We start from the raw sequence: 18,148 nt of genomic DNA, 5'->3' as shown, positions 1-18,148 counted from the left end.
TTTATCAGCTTTTGGATTAATGTATGATAGTTGGAGTAAAAAGATGATTAAACGTGAAGAAAGGGGAAAACACCATGTTTTCCCCTTAATTAATCAATCAAGCATGTTCTAGCTTTCCGATAACTTCCTTATATAGTTTCATGGCCCATTTCATATCAGATGTATTATGGATCAGTGCACGACCATCTTGAAAAAGAATTAACCGATGGCCTTCTATACACGTATGCAGTAGGAAACCATTATCAACACATGGCAGTTCATTTTTCAGCAGCTTTTGTTTCATGTCTAACATATCAAGCTTCATGTTTTCCTCTGGTCGAATATGTACTGTATCTCTTCCACAAAGAACAGAGGTACGATATCTTTTCGATTCAGATAAATAAGGATGCGTTCGATGCCGACCACAAGATGGACAATGTGGGTTCTTTAGAGTTTGAACGTTCATTGATATATGTTCGTTCGTCCACATATCTTCATACAGTAAAGTACCTCTTAATGCTGAATGATCCTCAACTAGTAGTTTAAAAACTTCAACAACTTGCTGGGTCGCCACCCACTCGACGATTGGAGCAATGACTCCAGATAGGTCACAGCTATCATTCGAAAAGGGCATGTGGTTCATGAGACAAGAAAGGCAAGGCGTTTCATCAGGAATGATCGAATAAGTTAAACCCTTACTTCCTAAACAACCACCAAAAATCCACGGTATTTTATATTTTATCGCCAAGTCATTTAGAACTAACCTTGTTTCAAAATTATCAGTTGCATCAACAATCACATCGCAAATGGAAAATTTATCAGAAAACAACTGGCCACTTAATTCACCTACAATGGCATTTACATGAACATTCTGATTAATTTGTTCTAAATGTTTTTTTGCAGCAATGGCTTTAGGAAGGGCATCTTCGGCATCTCTTTCTGTATAGAGACATTGTCTTTGCAAGTTACTATATTCAACATAATCCCGATCAATAATACTTAAATAGCCAATACCAGCACGGACTAACGTTTCAGCAACGTGTGTACCTAATGCACCTGCACCTATAATTCCTACATGCTTCATTACTATCTTTTCTTGGCCTTTCTCTCCAATCCCATCAAAGCGTATTTGACGATCGTATCGACTACTCACTCACGCTCAATCCTTCAACTGGACTACTTGGGACAGCATACTCCCTTTTGTCAATCCGTCCCGCTTCGTAGCCAAGACGACCAGCTTGAATGGCTAACCGCATGGCGTTTGCCATTTTGACAGGATCTTTGGCTCCAGAAACAGCAGTATTAAGTAAAACACCGTCAGCACCAAGGGACATTGCCAAAGCGGCATCAGCTGGAGAGCCAATTCCTGCATCGACAATCACAGGGATATTGATCGTTTCGATGATCAGCTGTAATTGCGTCGGATTTAAGATGCCTTGTCCCGAACCAATCGGTGAAACGCCAGGCATCACCGCATGAACACCAAGGGCTTCTAATCGCTTAGCCAAAACAAGATCATCTGAAATATATGGCAATAGGATAAAGCCTTCCTCAAGAAGGACTTCACAAGCTTTGTATGTTTCGATCGGATCGGGTAGTAAGGTCCGTGAATCCCCAATGATTTCGACTTTGACCATATCACATAATCCCGATGCTTTAGCTAAATGTGCCGTTCGGATAGCTTCTTCGGCAGTTGACGCCCCTGCCGTATTTGGTAATAACGTATATTTGTCTACATCTAACATTTCTAGGAAATTAGGTTGATCTGGTTGAAAAACATTCATTCTTCTGAGTGCAAACGTCAAAATATTTGCTTTTGAAACCTCGACAGCTTGTTTTTGAATTTTAAAATCAGGGAATTTACCTGTTCCTAATAAAAAACGTGATTCAAATGTTTGATTTCCTATTTTTAGCATAATTATCCTCCTCCAACAAAGTGAACAATTTCAATACGATCCCCATCTGAAATGGGCTGCGAATCGTACCTATTTTTATCTACAATTTTTTTATTTTGTTCAATGATCGTTAATGCCTGCTCAATGTTAAAATGCTTTCGAATACCTGAGATGGTCCGTACATGTTCTGGTAGTTGAACATCTTGACCATTTATCGTTACATTCATTTAGTATTTAGTCACCTCCTTGAAATTTCACGATGCCTATTCAGATAAAAGACTTTAACGAGCTTCTGGTCAACTACCAAATGGCTCTAAAACCTGAACCAATCGAGCCGGTGTCCATTACCTAGGAATGTGGTGGGGGTCAATACTTGCTGTTAGTGCGGGATAACTCTCCTTTACACGTTTGATAGTAGATTTTACATTGATCAAGTGGTGAAGGAACTGCCATAATACCTGACATGACGGCTACACCTGACCCGCCTGTTTCGCTGATCAACGAGATATTTGAAGGCTTTATTCCACCAATGGCAATCATTGGTACTTGCGCAAATTGTGTCATTTTTTTGAATTCCGAAAGTCCACGTGCCGGTAAATCTGGTTTACAACTTGTTTCAAAAACGTGACCATAAAGGAGATAATCTGCCCCTTGATCCATTTTTACCTGCGCCTGCTTAACAGAGTGCACGGAACAACCGACTCTGAGTTGTGGGGCCTCTTTTTTTAATGTGTGTGGAATAGGTACAGATTCAGGTAATTGAACCCCGCCTAAATGATAGGCCAAAGCAAGATCAATATGGTTATTCATTATAATCTTGTTAGCGGGGACACCTGCTTCTAAAAAAGTCTCAATCCACCTTGAAAGTTCTTCCTTAGGACGATGTTTTTCACGAATATGAAAATAATCAAAATAAGGCGTTAAATAACGGATATGCTGAATGATGTGATTGAGCGGCTGGGTTCCTGTTGTTAATACATGTAACTCCAAATAGACACCCTCTTTGATAAAGTGAAACTTCCATACTACCCGTTAAGGCGGGATAAAATTGAAAAAGGCCCAGGTCAAAGAAAAGACCTGGGCCATTATAAACCATGCATGCTCTAAACAACATGTTTAAATAACCAATTATCATACTTTCCTACGCTAGTACTAACTAGATCAGGTCTTAAAGGGTTAAGAAACTTAATCGGCTTCTCTCTCAGCCCAGCAATACTGGGCACCCCTAGTACTTCTATTATTTTGTTTGTTAACTTAAAGTTAACTCCATTCTAATCCATATGTATTTATAAATCAATCCATTATTTACATTTGATTTTTTTGACCGTTTTTGGTCACAGCCGTTTTTATGAAATAGTCGAAAACACTTGTGACTTTAGTCATGAGATGAATCGGCTTCGGATACGGTCTACAACCAGTAGATACCTGCAAGGATATCGGTTGTAGGTTAAGTATCCGACATGGTATAATCCCCCTATAACGTTTGCCACGTATCAATCTTAAATAATAGTCTTGAATCGGGCTAACAGGACGCTAATCGATACACAGGTATCGTTGTCCACGAAAGTCTAAGGGAAACCAAACAAGTGGTTGATGTCAGCTTTTCACTCAGTGGAAAGTCATCCAAAAGAAGTTTGGTCAGTACCTTAGAACCTCGTGACTTTAGTCATGAGAGATTCAGAATGGATGCCCTTAATTCATCCATCCTTTACAATGACTGTTTCAGTTAAAAGTCAATTAACAATAAATCCCTCTTCGCATAAGGAAGAGGGATTTATTAATTATTGAGTAATATTTTTTGACATTTTTTTAATAGTATCTCCAGCTGTATCTAAAGGTTGGGATGCCATTTTACCAGCTGTTTTCCCAGCTTGCTGAACGGTTTGTCCAGCCTGCGAAACAGTCTGTCCGACTTGTTGTCCAGCATTTTGAACAGTTTGTCCAACTTGTTCAAGAGGTGATTGTCCATTTTGCATGTTTTGCATACACATATAAGTTAACGCTCCTGTACCAACAGCGCCCAATATAGGAAGAATATTTCCGGCTAGACTAAAGTTTTGGTTTTGGTGTTGATGTTGCATGTTGTTTTGACCTCCTTTTTTTGTGATACGCATATATTTTGCTTTAATTTCTAATAAATATGTTCAGCAAAATAAGGAAATCATCGGACTTACTTATGTAGAAAAAAACCAAAAAAGGGAGCAAGATTTGACTTTCATTCCACTAGAGGTTTGGTTTGCAAGTGACCACTATGGCATATAAAAAAACGCGGTATCCCAACTTGTAGGAACCGCGTTATTGTAGGCTTTTTTTTGGTGGAGCATAACGGGATCGAACCGATGACCTCTACGCTGCCAGCGTAGCGCTCTCCCAGCTGAGCTAATGCCCCAAGATTTCTTTTCCAAAAAGTAATATATCAAACAAACTGAAAACCGTCAATATATATTTTAATTTATTCGTTTCAAAATAACAACTCCTTACCAAAAATTTCTGGAAAGGAGTTGTTATTCATTAACGAGATCAGAGATATTCAAATAGCCATATTAAATATCTGGATTATCCTTTATCTTTTACACGGGATGCTTTATCTGCTCGTTTAAAGTCTCGGATATACTTGACTTCTTGCATGGAAGATAGGGAATGTCTTAACATTTCTTCTTTACTTTTTTTCATTTTACAACACCCTTTCTTGTCAATTTAATGAGATCCTTTATATTTATAATAACCATTGTGGTGAGCTTTAAAACTTACGTTGGGAAAATTGACTAGCACTAAAATATATCGGATAGGAAATACTGACATATATTAAGTCATTTTGAAGTAATATAAAATTTGGCCTTGTGAAACATTTTTTCAGTGGTGTTATAATTGTAGAATGACCAAAAATGATTGCTATAGACTCACTCACTTTGTAACTGTTATGATTGGGGAGGAGAGAATGGAGGAAGTGGCATGGAGCAACGATATTACAATTTAAAGATGGGTGAACGCGGGGCTATTATTAGTATCATTTCGTATCTCTTTCTTTCAGGAATTAAACTCATTCTCGCTTATTTTACTCATTCGGAAGCTTTAAAAGCGGATGGATTAAATAATGCAACAGATATTATAGCATCAATTGCTGTCCTCATTGGGTTAAGAATTGCCCGAAAACCAGCGGATGAAGATCATCTATATGGACATTGGAAGGCAGAGACAGTCGCTTCGATGGTGGCTTCATTTATCATGCTTCTCGTGGGGTTGCAAGTTTTGTATGATGCGATAAAGTCATTATTTAATGAGGAAGTAAAACCACCGGACATTCTATCTGCATGGACGGCTATTTTTTGTGCAATCGTGATGTATGGCGTCTATCGTTATAATAAAAAATTAGCTCAAAAAATTCAAAGTCAATCGGTCATGGCAGCTGCAAAAGATAATTTGTCGGACGCATGGGTCAGTATTGGAACAGCTGTTGGTATACTTGGGTCCCAATTACATCTCCCATGGCTTGATCCAGTTGCAGCTATAGTGGTGGGTGGATTAATCTGTAAAACAGGGATTGATATTTTTAAAGAAACTGTGAAATATTTAACAGATGGGTTTGATGAGAATAAGCTTCAATCTTATAAAAATGCGATTATGCATGTTCCAGGAGTCCTTTCTGTAAAAAATATTCGCGCAAGAAATTATGGGAATAATCCTGTTGTAGATGTGGTCATCCTAGTGAATCCAACTTTGGATGTGCGTGATGCCCACGATATTGCCACAAATGTGGAGAATGAACTATCTCATGAGTATGGTGTATATGAAGCCCATGTACATATTGAACCAAAATAGCCTTATTGAAGCTTTACTTTCTTATAGAGGAGAGTAAAGCTTTTTATTTTATAGAAAAACTGCTTGATGGCTAAAAAAAACCAGGCTTTGTTCGCCTGGTTCTCAAGTCATCCTTATTTATTTTGCAATTTTCACGCGTTCTTCAAGAGGTTGGAATGTTTTTTCTCCAGGATCAGCTGTTGGTTTGCCAAAAGGCATTTGAGCGATTAATTTCCAGGTTGAAGGAATGTTCCACTCTGCTTGTACGTGTTCATCAACAAGTGGATTATAGTGTTGAAGTGAAGCACCAAGCCCTTCAGCTTCGAGTGATGTCCAAACAACAAATTGTAGCATCCCTGAAGACTGAAGTGACCACAATGGGAAGTTATCAGCATAAGAAGGAAACTGATTTTGAAGACCTTCTACAACCTTTTGGTCTTCAAAGAAGAGAACAGTTCCTTGACCATTGCGGAAAGACTGCATTTTTTCGTTAGTAGGTCCAAATGAATCTGCTGGAACCATTTTTCTTAATATTTCCGTCGTTATATCCCAGAATTTATCATGCTGATCATTTAATAAAACAAGTACGCGAGCACTTTGCGAATTAAAAGATGAAGGGGAATACTTTACAGCTTGGTTAACAAGTTCAATAATTTTATCATCTGAGATAACAGGTGTTTTACTGATACCATAAAAAGAACGTCTTTCTTTTATTGCTTTAGCAAAATCGTTTGACACTTAAAAAACCTCCATTTAATTAAAATCACGAATTAATATATCTCTAATTCAAAGTAATTATATTTTACTAATGATTGATAGTCAAAGAAATAGACTTGAACCTTCCTAAATAATGTTTCCCATATCTCATTTATTTGATGTATGAACCAGAATTAGGGTATTTAGATGATCGGGTTCGGGTGTACATGGTAAACTAAGTGAAAAGATGTTACTTAGTCTGGAGGGTATGATATGGCAAAAGAGAAAATCGCAAAAACAAATGCCATGCGATTATTAGATGCTGAGAATATAGAGTATCAAGTAACCGCATACGATGTGAGTGATGGTAAGATTGATGGTATCTCAGTTGCTCACAAAGTAGGTAAAAATCCTAAAACGATCTTTAAAACATTAGTAACCCATGGTCATAATGGGATCTATGTGTTTATTGTTCCAGTGGAGAAAGAATTGGATTTAAAGAAGGCAGCAAAGGCTGCCAGAGAAAAGAAAGTAGAAATGCTACATGTAAAAGACATACAGAAAACAACTGGTTATATAAGAGGGGGATGCTCACCTGTTGGTATGAAAAAGCAATACCCGACATTTATTGATGATCATGCAAATCAGTTCGAACAAATCGTTGTTAGTGGTGGGAAAATAGGTCTACAAATACAATTAAAGTTAACAGATTTGATTAAAGTAACAAATGGTGAAGTAAGGGCTGTTACAAAATAAGAAGAAGTTACAGTGATTGAATGTGATATGTTTTAATTAAATGTATATAAAGAACAAGGAAGATAGCGGGTTGATGGCTATTCCTTGTTCTTTTTTGATTTGTTTAGAATTATAAACTACTTAAGATTTCATTTTCCTTTTGGCGGGATATATAGAGGTTCTTCATTACTTTTGTTTGCCATTTGCTTTCCCTTATTACTATTTACAGCAACCGACTGTTCACCTAAATGATCGGGTGAAAATTTTTCAGGATGTCTTTTCGGATTACTCAAACTGTCTCACTCCTATTGATATCTTTTCCCCTTCTTAATATGACCGATCACTTTTTTTCTATTCAGCAAAGTTAATCTTTAGAGGAAGTTAATTTTGAGAAGTAATCAATAACAAATTGACGGAATGTGATAGCAATAGGAGAATGGTATCTTTCTTTGTTCCAAGATAACCCTATGGAGCGAGAACATTTAGGCTCATCAATACGAATAGGAACGAGCGTTGGATCTTTAAGGGTTCTAAGTGTTAACGTTGAAAAAAAGGTGATCCCTAATCCTGCTTTGACTAATCCGCGTATTGACAATGGATCATCCACTTCAAAAGCAACATCTGGTAGATAATTTGCCTGTCTAAAAAAACGGTCACACAAATTCCGAAAAACGCCATGTGACCGTAAAATAAATGGCTCATTGTTTAATTCGTTGAGTTTGACATAGGGATGATTGGCTAAGCGATGACCGATGGGGACGACGAGGACAATTTCGTCTTCCAGTAACTTAACCCAATCAATATTGGGATTTTTGAAAGTCGATGCAGATATACTCAGATCTATATCTCCTGATTCAAGTTGCTCTAGTGTTTTATGATGAGAGGGTTGTTTAACGCGGAATCGGACATAGGGATGATCGAGGCGAAATTCACGTAATAAATCAGGGATGATGGGTGTTTGCATCACAGCTAAAGTTATGTAGGTATGTTCTAAATGGATCATGTCATTAATTTCACGTTTTCCCTCTTCTAGAGTTAGTAAAGCCTGTTCAACCTTGTGAAGAAAAATTCGCCCATACTGATTTAGTTTTATTTTACGGCCACTTCGATCAAATAATGGGACACCAAGTTCTTTTTCCAATCTAGAAATAGTTTGGCTTAATGAAGGCTGGGCAATTGAAAGCTCTTTCGCTGCTTTTGTAATATGTTCATATTGCGCGACTGTTTTAAAGTAATATAACTGAAGGAGTTCCATATCATCACCTCTAAGGATTAAAAATGAGTTTATAAAAGTTCATAACAATTATCTCTTTCATAGGATGCACCCTATTATATTATAACAATATATATATTTGTTTAAATAAGTCATACCCTTTATGATATATATTGTGGAAAAATAAAGTATGTCATTTAATTGAAGGTGTTATAAAAATTATGCCCATGTGGAAACGAAATTTATATATTTGTTGGTTTGGAACGTTTGTTACAGCAGCCGGGATGAGTCAAATTATACCATTCCTTCCTTTTTATATTGAGCATCTTGGTATTCATGATACTGCTTCAGTAGAGAGATGGGCAGGTCTCATTTTCGGATCAACTTTTCTTATATCTGCTATTGTTTCACCTTTATGGGGGAAACTTGCGGATAAACATGGTAGAAAACCGATGCTTCTTCGTGCCAGTTTAGGTATGGCGATTGTCATTTTTTTAATGGGATTTGTACAGAATGTTTATGAATTGTTTGCACTCCGTTTTGTTATGGGAACAGTTTCTGGATTTATTTCTTCTGCCGTCATTCTTGTTGCCTCGCAAACCCCAAAACATAAAGCGGGCTGGGCGTTAGGTGTCTTATCTACCGGTGGTGTAAGCGGATCTTTGTTAGGCCCATTAATCGGAGGCTTTATTGCAGATTATTGGGGTATTCGTATTGTATTTTTCGATACAGGTTTACTTTTAGTTGTGGCTTTTTTTGCAAGCCTCTTCTTCATTAAAGAGGATTTTAAGCAGCCCAAAAATTCATCGCCAAGTTTTCGTGAGATAAGGAATATGATTCCAAATAGTTTAATGCTTATTTCTATGTTTGTCACCACTTTCATGGTTCAATTAGCTAATATGTCGATTCAGCCCATTATTACCGTATACGTTAAAGAATTATCCCATAATTTAAGTCATATCGAAATTATATCCGGTTTAGTGGTGGCATCATCAGGTCTTGCCAGTGTACTAGCAGCTCCATTTCTTGGAAAACTATCAGATCGAGTTGGACCGCGTAAAGTCCTTTTATGTTGTTTAATTTTTGCTGGTATTGTTTTTATACCACAAGCTTTTTCAACGAATCCTTGGGAACTCATGATATATCGATTTTTATTGGGGCTAGCAACAGCTGGACTCTTGCCTTGTATTAATACCATTGTAAAAAAAATGGGCCCATCTTCCATTACTGGGCGATTGTTTGGGTATAACCAATCTGCTCAATATTTAGGCACTTTAGGTGGGGCTATCTTGGGTGGGCAATTAGCTGCCTTTTTTGGTATCAAATATGTATTCTTTATTACGAGTGCTCTGTTACTTATAAATGCAGGCTGGGTTGTTTATTCAACGGTTATTATGACACATTTCCAACACAGACATAAAGAAGTCCACTCCTAATTATTAAAGAATTTAATAAAAAAAGCGTGATTGTATGTAAAATAATACAGTCACGCCATTTTTATTAGTGTATTAGTGAATGTTTCGTTTCTTAAAACGCCCACCTTTAACATCATGTATATCACCTATAGCTAAAAAGGCATCAGGGTCAATCACACTGACAATATTTTTAAGTTTTGCTTCTTCAACTCGAGTAATGACAGTGAAGATGACTCGTTTTTTATCTCCAGAATAGGCGCCTTCACCACTAAGATAGGTTACACCTCGACCAAGTCGATCGTTTAAGGCATCCCCTAAAGCTTCTGAATAATCACTAATGATCCATACAGATTTTGAAGAATCCAGTCCTTCAGTCGTTATGTCAATCATTTTGAAGGCGATAAAGTAAGCAATAAGAGAATACATCGCGTAATTCCAACCAAAGACAAATCCAGCACTTCCTAAAATAAAGATATTAAAGAATAAAACGGTTTCACCTACCGAAAAAGGAATTTTTTTATTGAATAAAACAGCAAGTATCTCCGTTCCATCCGAAGATCCTCCATAACGAATGACAAGACCAACTCCAATCCCTAAGATAACTCCGCCATAAACCGCTGCAAGTAATAGATCATCTGTGAATCTTGGAACAGGAATAAATAGAGTGGTTAAAATGGCAAGTAATGTTGTAGCGATAATGGATGTAATTGTAAATGTTTTCCCCATTTGTTTATACCCAACAAAGAAAAAAGGTAAATTTAAAAGAAACAAATAGATACCTAATTGTAATCCAGTAAGATGTGATAACATAATCGAAATCCCGACGATGCCACCATCAATGATATGGTTTGGAACAAGAAATACCTCTAATGCGACAGCCTCTAGTGTGACACCTATTATAATGAAAAGGCTGCGCATTAATATTTGAGGAAATGTAAGCCCTTTATGTTTTATCTTTTCCAATTGCGGTATCGTTTCCATATGTAAACCCCTCCATTTTTAATGAACGACAAAGCACCTATATTAATTATAACATGGATACAAATTTTAATACTATAGTGCCATATTATTATGTAAGCTTATAGGCTGAAATATGAGTATAAATGCAAATAAGAAGAATATTAAAGGTTGATTGAGGATAAGACATGATGGCGTAGGTTTAAAAAGCTTTGGTTATCAAAGTAGTGAAGTACGAACACTACTTTGATAGCCTTTATTCTATCGATGCTCACGATCAGGAGGAGCCATAAATTCAGGTCCAACGGGTTCTTTAACATGTTTATCAATAATTAGATCAATATCTTTTAGAGTATCCTTATCTAATTTGAAGTTCATTGCTTCGTTAACAGGACTAATTTGATCAGGACGGCGTGCTCCCCAAAGAGCAATACTGGCACCCGGTTGATCTAGAATCCAACGGACCGCTAGAGCGAGAACTGATTTCCCATAACGTTCTTGAGCTAATTTTTTTAGATCTTCGACCGCAGCTAAATATTGGTCAAATCGTGATCCGTTAAATTTAGGATCTCCACTTCTTAAATCATCTTTACCAAATTTACGGTCTTTTGACATTTTTCCAGATAGTAAGCCCCGACATAAGCTTCCATATAACAAGGTTGATATTTCATTTTCCTCTGCATAAGGCAGGATGTCTTTCTCTATTTCTCTTTCAAATAAATTATATGGAGGTTGAATAGTATGAAGAGGGGCTATTTTTCTGAATGCCTCCATTTGCTCAATTGAATAGTTACTTACACCGATGGCTTTAATTTTTCCCGCTTGATATAATTCACCCATTGCTTCAGCTGTTTCTTCGATAGGGACAAGAGGATCTGGCCAGTGGACTTGATAGATATCAATGTAATCCGTTTGAAGTCGTTTCAATGATTCATCAATTTCCTTTTTAATGCGTTCCTTTGATGCATTTCTCGCGTTATCTCTCTCATATTCTAATGCTACCTTTGTAGCGATCACCACATCTTCACGTTTTCCATATTCTTTAATGGCTTTCCCTACCACTTCTTCTGAATGTCCAGCCCCGTAAGCAGGTGCCGTATCAATTAAGGTAATTCCATTATCCAATGCTGTGTGAATCGTTCGAATGGATTCTGCATCATCAGAACCACCCCATCCAGCTCCGCCGATAGCCCAGGTACCTAGCGCTATACGTGATGCTTGAAGGTTTGTTTTTCCAATATTGGTTTGTTCCAAAGCTATTCACCTCAACTTTTAGATTTTACAAAATGGTCTATGCCTATTAACTAGATTATGTAAGAATTAATCATACATAAAGAATTAAACTAGTTATAACAAAATAGACACAGTACAAGTTTTATATGCCCGAAAAGTAGTATGGTTAAACCCTTTAATCAAAAAATGCTATCTTAATTATACAAACTAATTATTGAAGAGAAAAGCATCAAAGCTTTCAAGTCGAAAGTTAAAAGGTCAAATTCAACCATTGTGTTTTTCGTTCATCCTATGATTATTAAGTATCAATTTATCCCGCCTTAACGGAGACCCCCCACCTCGGGATTCTGAGTATTCAACAGGTGGGGGATCAACTTTCACCTTATCCATTAGTCTTGATAAAAATGACAGTTGGCCAAATTAGTGAACTTGTTTACATCTCAACTTGTTAGGGAATGAAATTAGAAACTTTTTAAGGAGTTGAAAGAAATGAGTTTAAGTAAAGATCAAATAGATGAGTTACAGCAAGATTTAATCAATATGAAAAATGATTTGAAAAATTCAATAGAAGAATTGGATTCAGTTAAAGACGATACAGGTGAGCTAACGTCTATTGACAATCATCTGGCTGATTCAACCATAGGAATGGTTGACCGAGAAATGCAGATAGCCCAGAATATTGATAGAAGAGAGCAGTTGAAAGAAATTAACGATGCGTTAAAAAGAATCGATGATGGGACATACGGGATATGTATTGAGACGGGTCAACCGATTCCATTTGAGAGGTTAAAAGCGATACCTTATACAAAAAGACTTGTTGAAGAAGAAGAGAAAGTAAATCAACTCACACCTATCGAGGAACAGTTAAATGCGAAGCCACAAGGACACTTCGAGAAGCCCATAGGTGAAGTAGAGGACTCAAAATCGGCGACATTTGAAGAAGCAGAATCCCATAATGAGATTGAACGCCCAAAACAAATGGATCAACCAATAGATGGTGATGTGAATGACAATCACAAATTAAATAAAAAAAATAGCTTATAGAAAGTATGGTGAACCGGAACACCATACTTCGATAAGCCAATAAAAGAGGAATAATAAGAGGAATTAATGGAGGTACGGATACTTGAATCCGTATGAAAAGAGAGGTGCGCTCAGAAACTATGAGCCAATTATTTGAGGAAATTGCACTTTAATGTATAAAATTCTATTTTGTGTTTATACTGTGAATGTAAATAAATCTTCTCCCCCCTTTGATCGTCATCCCTTTATGGGAAGGCGATTTTTCTTTTGCTTGAATCTTTAATTCTTTTAACCTTGGTTATATGGTAAACGAAATGACCTATTTCTTCAAAACACGATAATTCAAAAAATACCCCTGTAAAAGACATGAAATTCAACTAATTATAGATATAGACATAAAAAAACCTGTTTTTTTGTCTAATTTTGATAGTTTTTATCAAAATTAAGATTAACTCGAAATTCGTCTCTTTTAATTTAAAAAATGAGATTTTCGTGAAAGGGATACCCTTATATCTCTATCAATTCTTTTTTTAACGTGATTAAAAAAAAGTTTAAGGTTAGTTATGCTTTGGGTTTAAGGAATAAAGGAATCAAGTTATCTTATTTTTGAATGTGTTGCACTTAATACCCACAAGGGGTATAATTTAGTTAAGAGATAAATGAAAGGGGATCGTTTATGTGTGATCGACATGAGTCTTTAGATCCATTGATGCAGCCGAATAAGAAACCCACTGTACCAAGAACAAACGAAGAAAAACAAAAGATTATAAATCGATTAAAGCGTGTTGAAGGACAGGTAAGAGGAATTCAAAAAATGGTTGAAGAAGATCGTTACTGTGTGGATATCTTGATTCAACTTTCTGCGATTCAAGCTGCACTAAAGAAGGCCGGATTTTCTATTCTTGAAAGACATACAAAAACATGTGTTGCAGATGCTATTAAAGAAGGTCATGGGGAACATCATATCCAAGAGTTAATATCTGTTATGAAGCAATTTAATAAATAAAACAGATATCGAACGAAGGTCAAATTGTTTCAATAGAGAAAATTAAGGAAACCATAGACCTAAGGTTATGAAGTTGTATCTGACGCGCTACGACACTTTCTCATAAAATACGACCTGAAAGAACAACTTCCAATGATTGTTGTTATTTCAGGTCTTTCAATCATTATAAGCCCTTAATAGGGGGGTAATTTTATCTAATACCCATTGCTTTAAGAAGAGCATCGTGGATATACGTATTTTCATATGTTCCTTCAAAAAGATGTGCATTTTTTCCCATAGCTGTAATAGGAACGTCTACAGCGGAATGTCCACCTGTTGTCCAGTCAATCATAAATTTTTGACCAGAATGAGCAACTTGGAAAGGACCATCCTCTTTTGATAGGCCATCTCCAGATTCATCGGTAGAGTCGTCCGTTTCCACAGTGAGTCCACCTGTTTCATGATCACCCAGGACAAGAACAAGGGTATCAGGGTGACTTTTTGCATAATCTTTTGCCACTTTAACGGATTGATCCAATTGCTGACCAGATTTAATCGTTAGATTTGCATTATCAAAGTGAGCCATTTCGTCAATAGCTTCTTCTTCAACCATTAAGAAGAAACCTTTTTTATTCTTCGATAATGTATCAATCGCTTTTTTGGTCATGGTTGGAAGAGGTACTGAAGGGTTATAGACATCTCCTTGGCCTTCTGGATTTTGTTGAAACATTTCCTCGTTCGCAAACAAACCTAAAACCTTATTGTTTGATTGATTAAGAAGTTGTTTTTGATTGGTCACATATTTATACCCTAATTTTTCGGCCTTTTTCACAAGATTTCCTTTTGTTCCCTTACTTTCTTCTGATGGATCTTCTGACGGATGGTCTGGGTAAGCACCAGCTTGTCCTGTTGGATACCAAAAATCTTCACCACCGCCTAACAAAACATCGACTTTACTTTTGGTTAAATATTGATCAGCGATTTCACTTTGCTGTTTACGATTTAAAACATGGGAACCAAAAGCTGCTGGGGTCGCATCGGTAATTTGACTGGTTGTAACTAGGCCAGTCGCTTTGCCTATTTGATGGGCAGATTCTAATACTGATTTGACTGCTTTTTGATTTGCATCAACGCCAACAGCCCCATTATATGTCTTTACTCCTGTGGCCATGGCGGTACCTGCCGCAGCTGAATCAGTCACGACACTGGTTGAGCTAGTATGCATGTTTCCTGTATAGGGCATTTTATTCATTTCAAGATTATCACTCATTCCAACCGTGGCTAACCGAACCGCCTCTCGTGCCGAAGGTCCCATCCCGTCACCAACAAAGACAATGACATTCTTTGTTTTTGAGTGAGTTTTTGTTTTCTTAGTCTCCGAAGGTTTGGCGAATGCAAAACTAGAAAATACAACACATAAAAGAATAGCTAAGGTAAAAGTAATTTGCCACTTACGTTTTTGGATAATCAAGGTAATCTCTCCTTCTTATTAATTTTGTTTTCGATCTTAGTCTAGTAATAAAATGTAAATCTACTAAGTCCTTTTTAATAAATAGATGTAAATTTTTATGGGTGTTATATACTGACCAAAAAGACTCATCTATGAGTTAGTCCTTTTAAAATTTGAAAAATACAATTTTAAATCATTTATATACTTGCAAATTACAATAAAATAATACATAATACTTTTAGAGGTGATAAATGTGGAAAATCTTCGTGAAATGTTTCAGGTAATGACTCGCCGTTTTGGCTTTTTAAATAAAAATTGCTGCAGTACGGGTGGTTATGATATATCGCTTGTTCAAAGTCATATTTTATATGAAATTGATAAGCAGCATAAGCCTTCCATGCAGCAAATCGCCGAGACATTAGGAACCGATATTACAACGTTTAGCCGACAAGTTCAGTCTTTAATCAAAATGAATTTAGTAAAGAAAAACACCGATCCAGATGACAAACGAGTATCGATCCTATCACTAACAACAGAAGGCGTTTATATTGCAGAATCGATTGATCAGCAAATGAATGCCTATCTTAACGAAGTCTTCTCCCATATGAATGAATTTGAACGGGAAACTGTTGTTAGATCCATTAAATTATTAAACGAAAGTATGGCAAAATCGAGTAAATGTTGTACTACTCCTCTTGGGTAGTAGAACGTTTTTAATATAAAATACTTGCAAATTGCAAGTAAAAAAAGGAGTGGCTTAATATGTTTTTGAATATCTTACAGAGCTTTTTATCTATAGCACTTGAATTGACCCTTCTTTTTGTTTTAATTTCTTTTGTCATTAATCTTGTCCAAGGGTTTATTCCGTATGACAAACTTAAGTACTATTTAAGCGGAAAAAATTCTGTCTTAGGTATTATCGTGGCCATCGCACTCGCCTTTATAACACCGTTTTGTTCCTGTTCAACGATACCTGTTGTCGTTAATCTACTTCATAAAAATGTTCGGTTTGGGATTGTCATGATTTTTCTCTTTGCTTCACCGGTGTTAGATCCTACCATTATTACATTAATGGGCGCAATACTTGGGGTCAAAGTGGCGATTGCCTATACTGTCATCACGACGATCCTTTCAATTGTCATTGGTTTAGTATTAGAAAGGCTTGGTTTTAGTAAGAGCGTGAAGAAAGTGACGATGATGGGATTTGAAGAAAGCCATCAAAAGTTCAGTTTAAAGTCGGCCTGGAAGGAGACGGTTAATTTAATGAAATCCGTGTATGTCTATCTAATCTTAGGAGCCGCTATCGGATCTGTTATCCATGGACTAGTGCCTACAAAGTGGATATCGTCAACTTTTGGCGGGTCGAGTTGGTGGCTTGTCCCTATTGCAGCCATTATTGGTATTCCACTTTATATTCGGCTTTCAACTATGATTCCATTATCACAAATACTCATTGTAAAAGGGATGGCTATGGGTCCAGTCATGGCTCTCATGATTAGTTCCGCCGGTGCTAGTTTACCAGAATTAACCCTTCTTCATTCTATATTTGAGAAGAAATTAGTCACTGCCTTTGTTTTGTCAGTGATATCCATGGCAACCATATCTGGTTTTCTATTTTATATCATTTAAATTCAATGAAAGGAGGTGATCAAGATGGGATTATTTAAAAAACTTTTTGTAAAAAAAGAGCATCAGTCTTGCTGTGATATTAAAATTGTAGAAGTAAAAGACAATCAAAAATCAAAAGTGTGCTGCAAAGATAAAGAAGTAAAAGGGGAAAGTCATTCATGTTACTAATGTTTTATAAGTAAAAATCCGGGTGGAGCTCAATGTAACAAACATAAAGCTACACACTGCCAAGAATGTGCAGAAGCCTGCCACAAATGTGCTGAAACTTGCCATAAAATGATTTGCTAATTGATTTTACTAATTGATAACTATTGCTTATTAAATTATTAGATGTAATAAATGGAGCCCGTTTTATAACCCAGGCTCCATTTATCCCGCCTTAACGGCAAGTAAAGACCCCCACCTCAAGATTCTGAGTAGTCAAAGAAGATAGGTGGGGGATCAACTGCCCGTAAAGGTCCGATTGGTTCAGCTAACCATCAGTGGGGGATGAAGAAAACCCCCACCGATGGAAGCTTCACATTATTATTATTCATGACGGCCTTTACTCTTTTTCATCATCAATGGCATGAGGAATAAATGCATGACGGGACAGATTAGTACGAGGGCGAGTGGAAGAAGACTACTAAGCCCAGAAAAGCTGTTTGTTAAAAAGAAACTTCCTATGACAATCACTGGTATAATTAAGCATACAATCATCATCCAGTTGTGAGAGCGTTTGTGTTCTCCACTTTTGTTGTTATGGTTTCCATGATGATGGTTACCGCAGCAAGACATTGAAATGTCCTCCTTTTTTATTCCACTTTATTTTTTAATTGTTGGATTTCTTTTTGCAAATGACTATTTTGTTCTTTTAATGTGTTTAATTCATCCGATATATGAGGTTGCTTCGAATGATTCGAATTTGAATGATGTCCCTTCATCATCATAAACATCATTGGGATCATCATTAAGGGACACAATAAATACGTTAACCAAGACAAGTCCATTCCGTCATCTCCTTTTCTCTTCTACAACTTGATTGTAGCTAAGAATTATGTGGTTTCTGTGTAGAAAGATAGGGGAATTCATGTGATTTACTTTATTAAAGCTTGTAATGAATAAATCAACATAAACACAATTATTAATTGAAAAACATTA

Annotated in this window: 22 protein-coding genes, 1 tRNA gene and 1 riboswitch; of the genes, 8 read left to right on the top strand and 15 right to left on the bottom strand. The window is 36.6% G+C overall.

Annotation, left to right across the window (positions count from 1 at the left end):
• Window positions 1-97 precede the first annotated feature (97 nt).
• From GMB86_RS01255 to GMB86_RS01225, 7 genes are all read right to left on the bottom strand, one after another.
• Window positions 98-1,132 (bottom strand): ThiF family adenylyltransferase, encoded by a 1,035-nt coding sequence (locus GMB86_RS01255; RefSeq protein WP_329602697.1) that lies wholly within the window; start codon window positions 1,130-1,132, stop codon window positions 98-100.
• Window positions 1,125-1,895, bottom strand: coding sequence for a thiazole synthase (locus GMB86_RS01250; RefSeq protein WP_155216032.1), 771 nt, complete (start codon window positions 1,893-1,895; stop codon window positions 1,125-1,127). Before GMB86_RS01250 ends, GMB86_RS01255 begins: the two co-directional genes overlap by 8 nt.
• Window positions 1,896-1,897: 2 nt before the next feature.
• Entirely contained in the window at window positions 1,898-2,101 is a 204-nt protein-coding gene (gene thiS / locus GMB86_RS01245) for a sulfur carrier protein ThiS (protein ID WP_155216030.1), read from the bottom strand.
• A gap of 139 nt (window positions 2,102-2,240) precedes the next feature.
• Window positions 2,241-2,864, bottom strand: a complete 624-nt coding sequence (locus GMB86_RS01240; RefSeq protein WP_155216028.1) for a thiamine phosphate synthase — start codon at window positions 2,862-2,864, stop codon at window positions 2,241-2,243.
• 131 nt (window positions 2,865-2,995) lie between these two features.
• Window positions 2,996-3,111: riboswitch (TPP riboswitch) on the bottom strand.
• Between the two features lie 544 nt (window positions 3,112-3,655).
• Window positions 3,656-3,955 (bottom strand): hypothetical protein, encoded by a 300-nt coding sequence (locus GMB86_RS01235; RefSeq protein WP_155216025.1) that lies wholly within the window; start codon window positions 3,953-3,955, stop codon window positions 3,656-3,658.
• 232 nt (window positions 3,956-4,187) lie between these two features.
• Window positions 4,188-4,263: transfer RNA gene (locus GMB86_RS01230), tRNA-Ala, on the bottom strand.
• Window positions 4,264-4,430: 167 nt separating this feature from the next.
• Window positions 4,431-4,547 (bottom strand): YfhE family protein, encoded by a 117-nt coding sequence (locus GMB86_RS01225; protein WP_155216023.1) that lies wholly within the window; start codon window positions 4,545-4,547, stop codon window positions 4,431-4,433.
• Between the two features lie 279 nt (window positions 4,548-4,826).
• Between GMB86_RS01225 and GMB86_RS01220 the strand changes: the two genes are divergently transcribed.
• Window positions 4,827-5,693: a cation diffusion facilitator family transporter gene (locus tag GMB86_RS01220; RefSeq protein WP_155216021.1), complete on the top strand. Its 867-nt coding sequence runs from the start codon at window positions 4,827-4,829 to the stop codon at window positions 5,691-5,693.
• Window positions 5,694-5,810: 117 nt separating this feature from the next.
• Here GMB86_RS01220 and GMB86_RS01215 read toward each other — a convergent pair whose 3' ends face one another.
• The gene (locus tag GMB86_RS01215; protein WP_329602696.1) at window positions 5,811-6,410 is read right to left on the bottom strand and encodes a nitroreductase family protein; all 600 of its coding nucleotides are present in this window, start codon (window positions 6,408-6,410) and stop codon (window positions 5,811-5,813) included.
• A gap of 231 nt (window positions 6,411-6,641) precedes the next feature.
• On the opposite strand from GMB86_RS01215, the gene ybaK reads away from it, so the two are divergent.
• Window positions 6,642-7,124 carry a Cys-tRNA(Pro) deacylase gene (ybaK, locus tag GMB86_RS01210; RefSeq protein WP_155216019.1) on the top strand — a complete coding sequence of 161 codons (483 nt, stop codon included), beginning with the start codon at window positions 6,642-6,644 and terminating at the stop codon, window positions 7,122-7,124.
• Window positions 7,125-7,252: 128 nt separating this feature from the next.
• Here the strand turns inward: ybaK and GMB86_RS01205 are convergent, their stop codons facing one another.
• Together GMB86_RS01205 and GMB86_RS01200 are read right to left on the bottom strand one after the other, a co-directional pair.
• Window positions 7,253-7,396, bottom strand: coding sequence for an acid-soluble spore protein N (locus GMB86_RS01205; protein ID WP_155216017.1), 144 nt, complete (start codon window positions 7,394-7,396; stop codon window positions 7,253-7,255).
• Between the two features lie 71 nt (window positions 7,397-7,467).
• Window positions 7,468-8,358, bottom strand: coding sequence for a LysR family transcriptional regulator (locus GMB86_RS01200; RefSeq protein ID WP_155216015.1), 891 nt, complete (start codon window positions 8,356-8,358; stop codon window positions 7,468-7,470).
• Between the two features lie 179 nt (window positions 8,359-8,537).
• Here GMB86_RS01200 and GMB86_RS01195 point away from each other — a divergent pair, with 179 nt between their 5' ends.
• Window positions 8,538-9,752, top strand: coding sequence for a multidrug efflux MFS transporter (locus GMB86_RS01195; protein WP_155216013.1), 1,215 nt, complete (start codon window positions 8,538-8,540; stop codon window positions 9,750-9,752).
• A 72-nt stretch (window positions 9,753-9,824) separates the two neighbouring features.
• Here GMB86_RS01195 and GMB86_RS01190 read toward each other — a convergent pair whose 3' ends face one another.
• Together GMB86_RS01190 and GMB86_RS01185 are read right to left on the bottom strand one after the other, a co-directional pair.
• The gene (locus GMB86_RS01190; RefSeq protein ID WP_155216011.1) at window positions 9,825-10,712 is read right to left on the bottom strand and encodes a YitT family protein; all 888 of its coding nucleotides are present in this window, start codon (window positions 10,710-10,712) and stop codon (window positions 9,825-9,827) included.
• A 237-nt stretch (window positions 10,713-10,949) separates the two neighbouring features.
• Complete coding sequence (locus GMB86_RS01185) at window positions 10,950-11,942, bottom strand: aldo/keto reductase (protein WP_155216009.1); 993 nt, start codon at window positions 11,940-11,942, stop codon at window positions 10,950-10,952.
• 468 nt (window positions 11,943-12,410) lie between these two features.
• Here GMB86_RS01185 and GMB86_RS01180 point away from each other — a divergent pair, with 468 nt between their 5' ends.
• Entirely contained in the window at window positions 12,411-12,965 is a 555-nt protein-coding gene (locus tag GMB86_RS01180) for a TraR/DksA C4-type zinc finger protein (protein ID WP_155216007.1), read from the top strand.
• Window positions 12,966-13,620: 655 nt separating this feature from the next.
• Complete coding sequence (locus GMB86_RS01175) at window positions 13,621-13,950, top strand: metal-sensing transcriptional repressor (RefSeq protein WP_329602693.1); 330 nt, start codon at window positions 13,621-13,623, stop codon at window positions 13,948-13,950.
• 190 nt (window positions 13,951-14,140) lie between these two features.
• Here GMB86_RS01175 and GMB86_RS01170 read toward each other — a convergent pair whose 3' ends face one another.
• A complete protein-coding gene (locus GMB86_RS01170; RefSeq protein ID WP_329602711.1) occupies window positions 14,141-15,373 on the bottom strand; it encodes an alkaline phosphatase in 1,233 nt (410 codons plus the stop codon).
• Between the two features lie 259 nt (window positions 15,374-15,632).
• Here GMB86_RS01170 and GMB86_RS01165 point away from each other — a divergent pair, with 259 nt between their 5' ends.
• Genes GMB86_RS01165 through GMB86_RS15425 form a run of 3 tightly spaced genes read left to right on the top strand, consistent with a single transcriptional unit; the run spans window position 15,633 to window position 17,176 of the window.
• The gene (locus tag GMB86_RS01165) at window positions 15,633-16,082 is read left to right on the top strand and encodes a MarR family winged helix-turn-helix transcriptional regulator (RefSeq protein WP_329602692.1); all 450 of its coding nucleotides are present in this window, start codon (window positions 15,633-15,635) and stop codon (window positions 16,080-16,082) included.
• Window positions 16,083-16,141: 59 nt separating this feature from the next.
• Complete coding sequence (locus tag GMB86_RS01160; protein ID WP_155216005.1) at window positions 16,142-17,008, top strand: permease; 867 nt, start codon at window positions 16,142-16,144, stop codon at window positions 17,006-17,008.
• Window positions 17,009-17,032: 24 nt separating this feature from the next.
• Entirely contained in the window at window positions 17,033-17,176 is a 144-nt protein-coding gene (locus GMB86_RS15425; protein ID WP_196220088.1) for a hypothetical protein, read from the top strand.
• Between the two features lie 360 nt (window positions 17,177-17,536).
• Here the strand turns inward: GMB86_RS15425 and GMB86_RS01155 are convergent, their stop codons facing one another.
• On the bottom strand, window positions 17,537-17,785 hold the full coding sequence (locus GMB86_RS01155) for a DUF2933 domain-containing protein (RefSeq protein WP_155216004.1): 249 nt from the start codon (window positions 17,783-17,785) through the stop codon (window positions 17,537-17,539).
• A 17-nt stretch (window positions 17,786-17,802) separates the two neighbouring features.
• A complete protein-coding gene (locus tag GMB86_RS01150) occupies window positions 17,803-17,997 on the bottom strand; it encodes a hypothetical protein (protein WP_155216002.1) in 195 nt (64 codons plus the stop codon).
• Between the last annotated feature and the right edge of the window lie 151 nt (window positions 17,998-18,148).

Source organism: Terrilactibacillus tamarindi (assembly GCF_009718825.1).
GTDB classification, from domain to species: Bacteria; Bacillota; Bacilli; order Bacillales; family Sporolactobacillaceae; genus Terrilactibacillus; species Terrilactibacillus tamarindi.
The sequence above is the reverse complement of the archived record's forward strand: the minus strand, read 5'-3'. Positions and strand labels throughout refer to the sequence as shown.